The sequence below is a fragment of the Vibrio sp. 10N.261.54.E10 genome (genome assembly GCF_002877735.2).
GTDB lineage: Bacteria > Pseudomonadota > Gammaproteobacteria > Enterobacterales > Vibrionaceae > Vibrio > Vibrio crassostreae_C.
In genome coordinates, this window is record NZ_MCXE02000002.1 from 1587769 (window position 1) to 1602148 (window position 14380).

General features: G+C 44.1%; 12 protein-coding genes. 3 read left to right on the forward strand and 9 right to left on the reverse strand.

Annotated features, from left to right (window positions below; translation table 11 throughout):
• Nucleotides 1–174 precede the first annotated feature (174 nt).
• The 5 genes from BCU07_RS18220 to BCU07_RS18240 form a co-directional block, all read right to left on the reverse strand.
• Nucleotides 175–1071: an RNA polymerase sigma factor RpoD/SigA gene (locus tag BCU07_RS18220; RefSeq protein WP_102429078.1), complete on the reverse strand. Its 897-nt coding sequence runs from the start codon at nt 1069–1071 to the stop codon at nt 175–177.
• Between the two features lie 413 nt (nt 1072–1484).
• Nucleotides 1485–1817 (reverse strand): Hpt domain-containing protein, encoded by a 333-nt coding sequence (locus BCU07_RS18225; protein ID WP_017060508.1) that lies wholly within the window; start codon nt 1815–1817, stop codon nt 1485–1487.
• Nucleotides 1811–3400 carry a response regulator gene (locus BCU07_RS18230; RefSeq protein ID WP_102429077.1) on the reverse strand — a complete coding sequence of 530 codons (1590 nt, stop codon included), beginning with the start codon at nt 3398–3400 and terminating at the stop codon, nt 1811–1813. Before BCU07_RS18230 ends, BCU07_RS18225 begins: the two co-directional genes overlap by 7 nt.
• A 289-nt stretch (nt 3401–3689) precedes the next feature.
• Nucleotides 3690–5240 carry a DHA2 family efflux MFS transporter permease subunit gene (locus tag BCU07_RS18235; protein ID WP_102429076.1) on the reverse strand — a complete coding sequence of 517 codons (1551 nt, stop codon included), beginning with the start codon at nt 5238–5240 and terminating at the stop codon, nt 3690–3692.
• A 3-nt stretch (nt 5241–5243) separates the two neighbouring features.
• Nucleotides 5244–6308: an HlyD family secretion protein gene (locus tag BCU07_RS18240; RefSeq protein ID WP_017066726.1), complete on the reverse strand. Its 1065-nt coding sequence runs from the start codon at nt 6306–6308 to the stop codon at nt 5244–5246.
• Between the two features lie 128 nt (nt 6309–6436).
• On the opposite strand from BCU07_RS18240, the gene BCU07_RS18245 reads away from it, so the two are divergent.
• Complete coding sequence (locus tag BCU07_RS18245) at nt 6437–7339, forward strand: LysR family transcriptional regulator (RefSeq protein WP_102429075.1); 903 nt, start codon at nt 6437–6439, stop codon at nt 7337–7339.
• A 68-nt stretch (nt 7340–7407) separates the two neighbouring features.
• On the opposite strand, the gene BCU07_RS18250 is transcribed toward BCU07_RS18245, so the two are convergent.
• The 4 genes from BCU07_RS18250 to BCU07_RS18265 form a co-directional block, all read right to left on the reverse strand.
• On the reverse strand, nt 7408–9783 hold the full coding sequence (locus tag BCU07_RS18250) for a glycoside hydrolase (RefSeq protein WP_102429074.1): 2376 nt from the start codon (nt 9781–9783) through the stop codon (nt 7408–7410).
• 119 nt (nt 9784–9902) lie between these two features.
• Nucleotides 9903–10715 carry a DUF2861 family protein gene (locus tag BCU07_RS18255; protein WP_102429073.1) on the reverse strand — a complete coding sequence of 271 codons (813 nt, stop codon included), beginning with the start codon at nt 10713–10715 and terminating at the stop codon, nt 9903–9905.
• Complete coding sequence (locus tag BCU07_RS18260) at nt 10715–11362, reverse strand: response regulator transcription factor (protein WP_102429072.1); 648 nt, start codon at nt 11360–11362, stop codon at nt 10715–10717. Before BCU07_RS18260 ends, BCU07_RS18255 begins: the two co-directional genes overlap by 1 nt.
• On the reverse strand, nt 11340–12749 hold the full coding sequence (locus BCU07_RS18265) for a DUF3404 domain-containing protein (RefSeq protein ID WP_017066450.1): 1410 nt from the start codon (nt 12747–12749) through the stop codon (nt 11340–11342). Before BCU07_RS18265 ends, BCU07_RS18260 begins: the two co-directional genes overlap by 23 nt.
• Nucleotides 12750–12992: 243 nt before the next feature.
• Here BCU07_RS18265 and BCU07_RS18270 point away from each other — a divergent pair, with 243 nt between their 5' ends.
• Together BCU07_RS18270 and BCU07_RS18275 are read left to right on the forward strand one after the other, a co-directional pair.
• A complete protein-coding gene (locus BCU07_RS18270) occupies nt 12993–13526 on the forward strand; it encodes a YbhB/YbcL family Raf kinase inhibitor-like protein (RefSeq protein WP_017060498.1) in 534 nt (177 codons plus the stop codon).
• A gap of 56 nt (nt 13527–13582) precedes the next feature.
• Nucleotides 13583–14380, forward strand: a complete 798-nt coding sequence (locus BCU07_RS18275; protein ID WP_102429071.1) for a helix-turn-helix transcriptional regulator — start codon at nt 13583–13585, stop codon at nt 14378–14380.

Below are 14380 nucleotides of genomic sequence, written 5' to 3' on the forward strand. Positions count from 1 at the left end.
CATTTGTCATTTTTCATTAGGCATTAGGCATTAGCGACTTAGGGTTCGTGTGCTTACGATTTTTTTATTTTTCTAACGAATCAGCAAACAAAAAGGGCAAGCTTGGAGGCTCACCCTAAAGGTCTTTGTTTTGGCTTAACGTTATTTTCAACTAATTCTCAACTGGGCTACGACTTACACCCAACCATCAAATTTGAGTCGTTTTTGAATTCTTTCGACCGCTTCTTTCTGCATTTGTCTAACACGTTCATTAGAAACATTCACATCCAACATTTCTCCGACCTCAGACAGCGTTTTCACCTTGTTATCAAAGAAACCAAAACGGTGGATGAGCACCTTTTGTAATTTTGGAGGAAGTGTATAGATGATTTGTTCTAGAGCTTGGGTAAAGGATTGATCCTCACAATCTTGTTGAGGGTCTGGGATATATTCACTTTCGCATTGATCAAGCACCATAGGCGCATGGCTAGTTCCAACCGTTGTCGTCACGTCAATAAACCCGCTTAACGCCACCAGTTGATCGACGCGTTCGGCCTTTACACCTGAACTGTCTGATAGCTCAGAAATTGAAACCTCTTTACTCATTTTTTTGCTTGCATCGAGCTTTTTTGAGGCGAGGCTGTTTATTTCTTTACACACGTGGGCTGGCAATCGAACGGTTCGACCCGTGTTCATGAGTGCGGCTTCAATGTTTTCGCGGATCCACCAAACAGCATAGGTTGAAAAACGATAGCCTGGTTCTGGATCGTATTTGTCGATGGCCTTAATCAAGCCAATGTTGCCTTCCTCGATCAGGTCGAGCAGGGTGAAATTATTGCCTTTACGTTTTAGGTAACTCTTTGCGATTTTCACAACAAGGCGCAGGTTTGATTCGATCATTACATCACGCGCTTTTTTGTCACCCGCGCGATTCAATTTTGCGTAATACACCTCATCTTCACGCGACAGCAGATCAATGCCAACAATATCTTTCAGATAATGAGCATAAGGGTCTGCACTGGTAGAAAATGATTCGGTAATGGGTGTTTCATCCGTGAGCCCCTGAAACGCAGCAAAACTATCGTTGTTCATTTCCTTGTCCTTATCTAGCCGACTGAACGTTTTAGTTTTTTTATTATGCCACCAAGTGATTAACGCTTGGTTTCATTAGAGTGTAGATAACAATTTCTTCTTTACCAATAAATAAAATGCAATTTCGTATGTTTATGTCACAAAAAGATCTACAAATATTTAACTATTTTGCATCTCATCAAGTGTGTTGGTTTTTCGTTTAAAACATTAAGACGGATAGTTTATAAAGCATGTGTTATACATCGGTTTATCTAGATAAATGACGTGAATTTATAGGTGTGGGTTAGAACTATAATTGAGAGGAGAAATGATGAGAAAAATGTTAAGAGTCGAGGTTCAATGTTTCCAAGCACCTCAACTCTTTTAGCTGTGTCGGCTGTTAAGTATCGCCATGCACGTTTTAATTCTATCGACTAATAAGTGCTAAGAACCTCATCGATTTGCTGATTAATGATCTTCATTTCGCTGTAGATAACCGAAAGATCATCATCTTGCGGCGCAAGCTTATTGAGTGTGTTTTGTTCTACTCTTTCCAATGCAACTGTGGCCGTTTCTTCACCAAAGCTGGCTAAAATGCCTTTTAAGGTGTGCACGGTAAAATGAAGCTTGCCCCAATCTTGTTGTTGAACCAACTCTTCGATCTCTTGTAGCGAATTGCCATGGTCTTCTTGATATGTAGACAAAACGGCGTAAATGACGTCTCTGTCATTGTCTAAATAGGCGTTTAAAGCATCAAAGTCTAGCATGTGGACTCCTGTCGGCTGAATGTTGAAAATGGGCTAGGCGGCTTAGTGGAAAAACCATACCTTGATGAATCACTAATCCATTGATTCCATTTTGGAGGAAGTTCTAACTGTAAGATTTCTTCTAGATAGTCGTCGCTAAGTTTCTCATCTATATGAGCTTTATTGACGGCGTATATATAGTCAAGTTTGGCGGCAACTGAATATGGGTAACTGTGAATGTAGTCCTTTATTTCTTGGATCGAACCCAAATTTTCAATGTTTATACACGTTGAAGGGTCGACATTTTTGGACTCAACTTGGTGATTTATGGCTTCTCCACGAGATTTGAGACATTCCACTGTTAAATGATAAAGAGAGTACTCACCAAAGTGGGCGAGCATGGGTAATAACTGAGTGAGCAAATAAGTCGGTTGGCTGTGGAAATTGTTCGCTAACAGTGTCGAAGCTCTAATCACTTTTTTGTGGGCAATCTGAGGGCTATTTTCGATGAGCAATATGCTGCTCTGAAATAGGGCAAGGCTGGCCAAAACTTGCTGCTGTTGTTTTACCGGAAGTTTCAGGTTTACCAACTCGGTGAATTGGTTGGCGTGCTCAAGCAAAATACGTTTGTACTTTAGTTGCGTCTCGCGCTGATACGTTGCTTTTAAGGAATTAAAGTGCGCACCAATGGAATGGATGACATCAATGTCAGCAGCTGAAATGTGGGTTGCATACATCTCACCTAACTTTATGATCATATGTGTGTTATCTGCGTTCTCAGCTAAGTCGATGGCCCTGATTGCACGATGGCTGATGCTGGGAGTCATCTCAAATGCACGAATCGCTAATTTAAGAGCAGGCAGCAGCATTTTATGTTTTTCATAGATACAGCTTAAGCAGTCAATCACGCTCAATGAGAGTGGCTGTGCTATTAGAAAATTGTGGAGCTTATCTATGGCTAAATTTGGCTTGCCTAAGCTGTCGAGAATCAGCGCCTCAGCCACCAATTTGGTTGGGTGCATGTTGGTTTTGGAGTTGTTAATGACGCTAGAGAGTAACTGCCATTTCTTACCTGCAATTAAATGTTCAATCAATGTCGCTTCGAACTGAACGCTAGTACCATTAGGGGAGATCGCCAAAGCTTGAGCTAATCTCTCTTGACTGGCAATGGGATACAAATCATTCAGTTGGGTGAGTTTCTTTGAAACGGACACGGCACTTTGGATCTTTTTACTCAACGTTTGAGTATTAATCGGTTTAGAAACGAAGTGGTGTGCTTCACCTGAAAGGGCGGTTAATACTGTTTCCTGACGCATATCCCCAGAGAGCAAGATTGTCGCCACAGTATGATCGATGAGGCGGTTTCGATACAGAATGCCCAACAGCTCAAAGCCAGTAAAAGACTGTTCTAAGTGGTAGTCAATGAGGAGTACATGAAAAGAGTGTGTCTCGACCGCTTTAATGGCTTTTCGATAGTCGGTCGCAATAAAAATACAGTCGCGCGAAACTCCCAAACTAGCCAGTTGCTGCTTAATAAGTATTGTTGCGCTTTTAGAGTCGTCGACGATCAAAATTCGAAGGTCTGTTGGTAAGGTCAAATCCATTTTCCTTAATACCAAATGTTATTTTTTAATTTAGGTGTCAAGTTGCACATTGTCAAGGTGCCTATATCACATACAAACACTCAATAAACTATTGGTAATTAAAGAGTATTAGATAACATTTATGAAAGCCTTCAAACGCAGGTGACTTTTACCTGATTTTAGTGGGGTTATACGTGTTTTAGAAATAAAAAAGAGGCAAGCCGATAAGCTCACCTCTCTGTTTTATTGTTCGAGTTTTTATTCGAAATGTTGTTCTTTGCTTGAAGTTTTATTTACCGAAACTCTAGCGTTAATCACGCATGTTTAGAATCAATACTGCCGCTAGAGCCAAGAACGCCGTCATCATTAAGAACACATCGTTGTAAGCCATGATGGCTGCGTCACGTTGCATTGTGCCGAGCAAACTTGCTTGTGCTTGTTGCATCGCAGTTGCGGCATCACTTCCTGACTGAATGAAAAACGCTTGTTGTTGCTGAAGCGTCTGCCAACCAAGTTGACTCACTGAAGGTAGCGACTCCTTGATGTGTGCTAAGTGCTCACGGGTTTTGTTATCCAATAGCGTAGCGATAATCGCGATGCTGAAAGCGCCCCCTAAGTTCCGCATTACGTTGGTTAACGTTGATGCGTCTGGCGTGTCCATTTTGCTGATGTTCTTCATGGCAACCAAAGACAGCGGAACCATGATGAACGGACTACCAATAGCACGCAGAACCATAGATAAAATCAGCTGTTGCCCGCCAAAATCGATTGTCATGTGTGTATTTACGTAACAACTAAAACCGAACATCGCGAAGCCAAAGGTAACCAAGTACTTAGGCTTAATGATCTGTGTTAGCTTTGGCACAATTGGGAATATCAGAAGCTGTGGGAAACCCATCCACATTAGCACTTCACCAATTTCCATCGCGTTATATTGCTGAATTTGAGTGAGATACATCGGTAGAACATAGATAGAGCCGAGCAATGCCATTCCTAGAATCAAATAGGCGATACAAGACATCGCAAATTGCCCTTCCCGCAATAGCCGCAGGTTAACCAATGGCTTCTTGTGTTGGAGTTCGTTTATCACGAAGTAAACCAAACTCACCGCCGACACGATACTCAAGCCAATAATAAAGCTCGAACTGAACCACTCTTCACGGTTACCTTCTTCTAACACCACTTCCAAACAACCTAGCCCTAATGCCATGGTGGCGATACCAAACCAATCGGCTTTTTTCAGCGTGCCAAGGTCGAGCTTTTCATCGTCCAAGCCATATCGGATCATGGTGATCACAAGCAAAGCTGGCGGAATATTGATGTAGAAAATATAGTGCCACGAGAAGTTCTCCGTCAGCCAGCCACCAAAGGTAGGGCCAATCGATGGAGCAAAGGTCGCGGTTACACCAAACAGTGCCATACCCACAGCACGCTTGTTGACCGGCAATAACTGAATCACCAGCGAGAAAGCAAGCGGGATTAGAGCACCACCACTGAAGCCTTGCATCGCGCGGAAAACGATCATCGAGGTCATGTTCCAAGAGAACGAACACAACAAAGATGAAATGGTGAAAATGGCTGTCGTCCACGTGATATAACGGCGTTTACCGAGCGCTTTAGAAAGCCAACCACTGAGTGGGATAGCGATCATCTCTGCGACTAGGTAAGACGTAGAGATCCACGAGCTTTCATCCAAGGTGGCTGATAGCGCACCTTGAATATCTTTGAGAGACGAGTTGGTGATCTGAATATCCAAGATCGCCATAAACGCGCCAATCAAGCCGCCAAATAGGGCGATCCAATGGCGTCTCGAAACCTCGTCATCATCATTTGTTTGGGTGACAACACCAGCGTTACTCATGGTCTAGCCTCGTTTATCGATGGTCGCTACCACAGACAAACCAGGAAGCAGTCGACCTTTCAACTCTTGCTGATCTGGAATAGTAATTTTAACCGGTACACGTTGAACGATTTTAGTGAAGTTACCGGTCGCGTTTTCTGGTGGTAGGAGCGCAAATTTAGCGCCAGTCGCAGGGGAGAAACTGTCTACCACACCTTCAAGAGGCTGCCCCGGGAACGCATCCAGCTCTACTTCAACCGTCTGACCTTTGTGAATACCACTTAGCTGTGTCTCTTTGAAGTTGGCTTCAATCCACACTTGGTTGTTTGGTACCAAGCTCATCAGTGGTGCGCCTGCTTGAATCAGCAAGCCTTCACGTACGCTGCGTTTACCAATCACGCCATCTGCTGGCGCGTAAACTTTGGTGTAATCAAGGTTAAGCTGTGCTTGATCTCTCTGGGCTTGAGCTTCGGTCACGGATGCATTTGCTTGCTCAATCTCACTAGCGATAACGGTTAATTGGTCATTGGTTGCAACGAGGTTTGCTTTTGCTTCTTCTAAATCTGCCTGAGTTACTTTTTGTTGTGCAACCATGCTATCGACTTCATCTTGAGACGCGTAGTTACGCTTTAGTAAGCTACGAGAACGTACCACTTGTTGAATCGCGCGTTCGTATTCAGCTTGTGCAGAATCAACGCGGCTTTCTGCTTGATTGATCTTGCTACGTTGTAACGTTTGTTGTGCCACTAGATTTTTGACGTCTGATTGCACGACGCTTAAATGGGCGTTTGCTTGAGCGAGTGCTGACTGGTAATCACGGTCATCGATTTGAACCAGCAAATCACCTTCTTTAACCGATTGGTTATCACTCACATAAGACTTAACAATATAGCCAGAGACCTTAGGGCTAATATTCGTGATGTCGCCTTGTAGGTAGGCATTGTCGGTAGATTCAAAGTACTGGCCATAGCCGTACCAGTATCCAGCACCGGCTAAACCCAATGACAGCATGATCGCAGTAGCAATAAGCGGAGCTTTTTTACGTTTTTTTGTGCTTACTGTTTGCGAAGCGTTGTTGTTCTCTGTCATTTTTTCTTTCTCATTTTGTTTTTATTTAGATGTAACGAATTGTAAATGAATTCGATTGATTGATAAGATAGGAAAAAAGGGAAACACTGTTGCAAAAATCTAACTAATGGCGCTTTGGGAGAAGTACGATGGACTTAAATGCTGTGACTGTTTTTACACAAGTTGTTGATTGTGGGAGTTTCACGCACGCAGCTGAAGCATTGAACATGACCAAGTCGACCGTCAGCCGAAAGCTAGACGAGCTGGAACAGCATCTAGGTGTGAGGTTGCTCACTCGTTCGACACGAAGTTTAGTCTTAACGCCAGAGGGTGAGCGCTTTTATCAGTCGAGCATGCAGATGCAAGAGATCATGAACCAAGCTGAGCTAGAGGTTTCAGCCAATCAGGATTTGATCCGAGGGCAGTTGAATGTTGTGTTGCCTGTCGAATTGGGGCATCAAGTATTAGCCAAATACATCCACAGCTTCCTAAAAGAGCACCCAAACGTGACTTTGAACTTAGAACTGTCGAATCGAGAAGTCGACATCATTGCGGAGGGTATCGATCTTTACGCACAAATTGGTGAGCTAGTGGACTCGAGCTTGGTTTCTCGCTACCTCACAACATCAAAGCGTGTATTGGCAGCCAGCCCTGAGTATTTAGAGCAGTTCGATGACGTCTCTTCACCCGATGATCTTGAACCGCCATTCAGAATGATTGAGGTGGTGAACAAGGCCGCGCGTCTACCCAAGTGGCATTTACAATTAGAAGGCGGTGAGTCGATTTTGATCGATCTGCCGTGTCAGTTACGGGTGAATACCATCACGGCATGCCTAACAGCTTGTGTGGATGGGCTCGGCTTGGCGGTGCTTCCTGAATTCATTTGTCGTGAGCACTTCAAGACAGGCAAGTTGATTCGTTTGCTACCTGAATATGAGATGCCGGAAGTTTCAGTAAGCCTAGTGTATGCAGACAGGCAGTTGATGCCGAAACGTAAGAAGGTCTTTATCGACTATCTACTGACTGCTTTTCAAAATAGGAAGCAAAAGTAACGGGGAAAACCTTAGCGGTTAAGTGCTTAGGCTTCCTATTATTCGTTATTGTCTAAACCGTATCGAAGCTAACTATGATCGGGCTGCCAGTCGACGACTTGCCCATTCGCCAATATAGCTTTGACCGATAGGGCAGCAATATCGACACCGTTGTAACGAAATGCCTTGTTAGAAAAGTTAGCAATGATCTTACTTCCGTCACTGAACTTCGTTTGTTGAACATCGCCGTTCTTAACTAACCATTCGAAATCGACCAACTGTTTATCCCATAACTGTTCGTGCATTGGTTCAAAGCCATCTTGATAGTGTTTGAGTGCTTTGATTCTCTGGCTTGAACTTGATAAAGCTTCATCTCTGGTCAAGTGAACCATCGGTGGTGTGTTGTATAGCATGGCGGTTAAGTCACGTTCTGCTTGTACATTAGTGAACTTGAGGCTGTCTGAATGCCAATGGTGCGTATTGATTACTTCATCATGGAAAACGGCTTGGTAAAGTGGAATTCGATATTGTGGCGAAAATAGTAGCGACTTGTAGGGCTCTTTAACCTCGGCCGGCTTAAAGAAGAAGTCAGGCTTGTGGTCTGGGTACCAACGACCTAAGTAATAGGGAGATTGGCGGTTCTCTTTCATGTCTTTGTCTGTCCATCCAAAACCAACCGTTTCTAAGCCGTGTGCAAACGCGATGCCTTTTGTTGTTAGGCTGTTGCCGTCTTCAGAGCCTAATACTAACGAAGGTTGCTCGCTAAGCCACTTCATTCGGTTGTTGAACGCAGAAAGCATGTCTGATTCGTCGTTTGTATTGCCATTACTGTCTATAGAGACGCGGTAATCTTCACGTGCCATGGCGGTTGCATCAACATCTAAGAACAAGCTGTTGAAGTTGCCGAATCTCATAATGTCTTGAGCACGCTGTTTTACGTATTCTAAATGGCAGTTCGGGTTTAAGTAAAAGCCGTTTCCACGAAATCCTTTTTTCAAACTCCCATCCGCTAGTTCAATCGCACAACTTTGACGCATCGGCTCTGGTAATTGAGCGGTTAGCCAGTTGTCATTGAGCTTCGCAGGAATTGCGGTGTTGTAGGAATCGTAAGTACCGACCAGATATCCGGACTGTTTTGCCAGACCCACAGCGTTAGGTTGATAGAATGCTGGCATCCAATTGTCGAATCCTAGCCACAGTTTTTTTAAACCTGCCTTATTTAGATTAGCGACCATGTCTGAAGACAACGCTTGTCCCCAAGTATCTGACGAGTTTAGGTACGGGGAAGCGTGCTTTAGCAACCAGTTCTTCTTATCCTGTGCTGCTTTGTATTGCGCTTTAATCGTGTTGTCTTCGAGTGTCGGATTACCAACAGGATATAACACCTGCAATGACTGGATAATAGAGTCCAACAATAGTTGTTTGTGGTACTGACTGAACCAATCTTTCCCCTTGGAGAGTGACGATAGCTCTCTTTTCGCTTCCGCAGAAACGCTTAGTTTAGAGCCCTCTAGATACCATGTTTTCAATCCCCACCAGTCACTCACATCTTGGATGCTTAATGGGTCTTTGCCAAATAGGTAAACGTGGCTCGCGCCGATCAACTTAGTCACATCTGGATTGCGCTTTTGCTTTGCTACAAGCGTATCAGACTGGTCATTATTGATGCGCCAATCTCGGTATTGTTTGGCACCATCTAACCACGAGTCTCCGAGGGTGATACGAACAAGAAAAGGTTGTGACTGATTGAGCATCGTAAATTGGTGTGCTGCCTTCATATCAATTTTGGTTTTTGTATTTGAGGAAGCATTAGAGGATGCATCTGAAAAGAGCAGTTGATTGTTGGTTGCATTAACCATTTGATAGCTAATGAAATGATTGTTTTGCTGTACTGTCCAAAAAGGCATCTTCAAGTCTTGAGTAGTGTTACTTCCAGAATGGTTACCGACGAGATAACTTGCCCAAAGCTTGTTGTCAGTAGGCACGCGCATGCCTTCACTAAAGGGTAGAAATAGTGTCTGAGTTTGTTGTTCTGCGAGATCAAACCACGTCAACTCGATGGGATCGTTTCGCTTCACCTGAATATTTGAAGGCAAGCTGAACTGAAAAGTGAGCTGGTCTTGATTAAGCTCTGCCTCAAGGTTTATCCCACTGGGTACTAAGGTCCAAGTGGCGATTTTTGCTGAGTCAGCTTTATCGGAAAAGCCAATGACCAGATTGGTCGCTTTCTGTGGTTGGCTATCAACGGTGAGAGCAGCGCTGTTAACGCTTAAGCCGTTCCAATCTATCTCTAAAGTATTCGATGAAATAGAGATTGTATTGTTGGTAGTGGTGTTAGTGCTGACGCTGCTATTACTGGTTAGCGTTATTTGGCTCGCTTGTGCATTGGATGAAAACAGACAAGCTGTTGTTAAAGCTACAATGGCACAAGTAGAAAGATTGAGTGGGTGACGTACGCTGAGCATATCTAGATTCCGTAAAGGGTAAGTACGGTCATTACACCCAAGTAGCGTTAGTGCTTTGTCACCTATATGTCTCTATTTTCTGCATTACCTAGTTCTAATCTTCTTCTGAAAGCATTCCATTAGAAAGGCACCGCGACACGCTGCACATATTGGACTTCAATAGCGCCTTGGTATTCAAACATTTCAACCGAAGCACTCAAGTGCTTGGCTTTGGTTCCAAGTGGACTTTCTGTGGGAACGGGTGCTTGCGCTGTTTTGATTGGCACTTTGTAACCCAGCAGGTTGTAGTTTTCATCAAACCATTGCCAACTCACGTTAGCGTCGGGGCAGTTGTCGATCACCTTTGGAGGCGAGAGCACGATATGTGGTTCGCTGAGTTTACTTTCGAGCGTCAGCCATCGATTACTGTTATTTAAAGCGACAATAATAGGGTAGTGATTTGAACCTATCTTTAGTTGATAAACACCAGATTCGGGTTTGATGAACATTTCATTGGTTTCAATCTCTTGATACTCATTATTGGAAGCGAGTTGACCATCGAGAAGGACTTTACCTTTAGGCGATACCAAAGAAAGAGTTTGAGTTTCTGAGCCTTTGCTGAGTTGCTCGGCAGAGACTTTGATTTGATAACCGTGCGACGACAGGCCGTAGCGTCGAATGAAGCTAACTTGAATGTGATGTTTCGTCTCAGTGTCTTGTCTTAGTGAAGTTCCGCATTGAGTTTGGCTCAGTATCTGTTGTTTAACTGGCAACCAAAGCTCACTATCAAGTGTTTGTTGATTGAGTGCGATTTGAAGCTCTTGCCACGCGACTTGAGGTTGTTCATCAAGCAGAGATTGATACGTATGTTGTAATGGCGTGTTGGTAAACCAAGCGGCGTGACACGCAAACGGCAAAGCGCAGATCAATGCGATTAACGAAGTGACTCTCATTATGATTCCCCAGCTAAGCGGTAACCAACGCCGCGATGTGTTTCGATCTTTAGGGTTGGCAGCTTCTGGCGTAAGCGCAGTATGTGATTATCAATAGTTCGGGTACTAGGAAAAGCCTGATATCCCCAAATCTTATTGAGTAATTCATCTCGGTGAAACACACGACTTTGGTTCTGAACAAACAGTACCAATAGCTGAAACTCTTTAGGTTTTAGTGTTACAGGGCTTTCATCCAGATAAGCGATCCGTTCCGACAAGTTGATTTGGATATTTGCGTAAGTTAAGAGGCTCACACCTAACGGACGTAGCTGGGTAATGACTCGAGCGAGTAATTCGTCGTTCGAAAATGGTTTAGTCACATAGTCTTTGGCACCCGCCATTAAACCTTCAACACGTTGTTGAACTTCTACTTTAGCGGTCAACACAATCACAGGCAGCGCTTTGAGGAGCAACCAGTTTGGAAGGTGTTGCAAGCTGTCCCCATCTTCAAGCTGTCGATCCAGTATCACAAGATCGGCTCGAAACCATTTCTTACTGGCATTCTCTGAATCCTTCGCCCAAAGGCATTGGTAACCATTGGATTCAAAGATGCTGACGAGGCCTTGTCCAAGCAGTTGGTCGTCTTCAATCAGCAGTAGGGTGTTCATAAGCAATTTCCAAAATACATCGGGTTGGGTTACGAAGAATAATGAGGCGGCCATTCGCTTGCTTCATCAAGTGCTCGACAATAGTCAGGCCAATGCCCATGTTATCCAGTTCGTGCGTTTCACTTGGCGTGACACCAGACATGAGCCGTTGTATCGGTGAAGGGAAGTGCCCCTCGTCTTGTACCTCAATCGTCAGCTTGTCACCGAGTTCGACCTTTACCAAAACCTCACCTTTACCATGTTGTTTGGCATTCTTGATTAGATTATCCAAGCAGATGGTTAGCCAGTAATAGGGAAGGTTCAGTTCAACTTCACGCGCTTCACATTGATAAGAAATATTGTGCTTTTCACAGACATGATCGAGCCACTCTTCTAATGAAGCGTTTTGCTTCAACAAAGGCTCTGACTGATCCGAACTTAGGTACACTTTGCTGTTTTCGGTGAGCTGAGAAAGCCTTTGATAGTCAGATATTAAACGCCAAACCGCACTTTGAGTTTCATCAGAAAAGTCATCGTAGCGATTTCTAAACATTTCGACGGTTAAGCCTAGGCTAGTAATAGGCGTGCGCAGTTCATGAGTAAGAAGCTGTAAAACGAACTGCCTCTCTTTTCGTTGTTTTGTTCTTAGGTATAAGACTCTAGCGAGCCCGGAAAGCAACGTTAGCAGCAATGTAAAGATCAAGGTTTTCATGATCAGATTGTCATTGCTAGGCTCGTTTAAGCACACGTTACTGTAACGAAAAGTACAGGTTTCACCTGCCAAAGATACCTCTTGTTGCTCTGCGATAGGTTGCCAAACATCTAAGGGAATAGCTTTCCAGCCTTGTTCGCCACTTAACCAAAGCACATCATCTTGTTGCCAAGCGCGGTATCCATTGAGCAGTGCTTCTCTGCCTTGTGCACTTAGGCTTTCTAGTTTGTTATATAAAGGGTGCTGAGGGTTGGTAAGACTCAAAAATGGGCGTATCTGCTCGGTCACATCTGGGTAAGCGGCTAAATAACGACCAGCAAAGCTGCCACCGGCAGGGTGACGTTTGGAGTGTGCTGCAAACCAAATCGAATCCAATGTTTGTTGCTGACACAGAGCGAGCTCGAACTCGATGGCTTCATGTAATGAAGGGTTACTGCTTTCAATCGCTTGGCAGTGATCTTGTATTGACGCTAACGCTGCGATGTCGTCCCAACTGAATTGGTTGAAATCAGGATAGCGGCTATTTTCATGGAGCAGAACTTTCGGATACTGAGCCAACTCTTGTTGAGATACTAAGAGTGGGGATGATTGCCAGCTCAGTTGATACAGAGTTTGCCACTTATCTTGCAAACTTTGGGCATTGACTAGGGTTGGGAGCCAAAAGATCAAGCAAAGAGCTAATGTAAACCTGCGCATCCAATCATTCTCGTTAAAAGTCGTGGGGCGAGTCTAAAGAGTTTTGGGCGCGATTTGTAACCTGAATGTCAACAAGTGTTCTTTTAACAACAAATTGTCGAGTGGGTCATGCTTTTAAATAATAAAGTACAAATACAGTAAGTATCATTTATTTGAAATAAAATAGATAATTGTGTACTTACTGTCATTATTGGGCGAAATGAGGGGACTATACTGGGCTCATACCTAATAAGAGGAACCATCATAAAACTCATCATCAAATCAGTATTGGCAATCAGTATTTTGGCTACAGGCTCTGCTCATGCGTTCGAATTAACCAGCAACGATATTCAAGAAGGTCACCCAATGGCAAAGACTTTTGAATACTCTAGTTGGGGTTGTGACGGCGATAATCAATCACCACAATTGATGTGGAAAGATGCACCAGCAGGTACCAAAAGCTTTGCTATCACAGCTTATGATCCAGATGCACCGACTGAAAGTGGCTTCTGGCATTGGGTTGCGTTTGATATCCCTGCAACTGTGAACGAGCTACCTCGCGGTGTCGACATCTCTAAAGTCGGTGGCAAAGAAGGTCGCATTGATTACGGTACAGTTGGCTACGGTGGCGTTTGTCCTCCAGAAAAAGATGGTATGCACCGTTACCAGTTCACGGTTTGGGCATTACCAACGGACAAACTTAACCTCGACGAAAATACGCCGTCGGCTGTGGTTGGATTCACGTTGAACAGCATGGCTTTAGACAAAGCTAAACTGACCGCAACTTATACACGTTAATAGCTTATGTACGTTAAAGCTTATACACGTACATAATAAGTAAATAAAGGGATGAGATGAATCATCAATATCAAGTGACGATCTTTCGTGCAGAGCAGTTACAAAAGCTGCGTAATGTGAGGATTCTATCCCCTAGTATCATTCAGATCATTACAGGAAGTAAGCGCCTGTTTTGGAAAGATTCAGCGGCAGAGCTCTCACATTCTGATCTGCTGTTGTGTGAGGCATCAGCTTCACTAAGTTTTGAGAACATGCCCCACAAAGGGCGCTTCTTGTCGCGAGTGTTCAGCTTTCAATTCCAACCTTCTCAGGCGATGCTTGATTTAAGTGAGGAACGGTCGAATGATCTGGGACTGCCTACAGTAAAAGTGGATCGAAACTTACAAGACTCACTCAATGCTCTGTTCTCTTTTGATACACAGAGCATGAGCAAAGAGACTCAACAGTTTTGGTTGCAGGGCTTGTACCAGCAATTAGCTGAAAAAGGGGTACTGCATCGATTGTTTGTCAGTGCCAACGTCTCGTTTAGCCAAAAGCTCAGCCATTACCTTTCACATTCACCAGATGAGAAACATCCATTAGAGTCGGTGGCGGAGCGATTTGCGATGAGCCGAGGGACATTGATTCGGAAGCTCAAACTGGAAGGCATGCAATATCGAGAGGTACTGGCTGAAGTTCGCTTGAGTCACGCGCTTTATCTGATGCAAAACGGACAGCAGAATGTGGCGATGTTGGCTCAGTCTTGCGGTTACCAATCGGAAGGGCGTTTTAGTCAGCGCTTTAAAGGCAAATTTGGTTTGTCGCCAAGTGAATACATCAAAACCGTCGTCAGCCATAGAGTCGCGACGCCATAG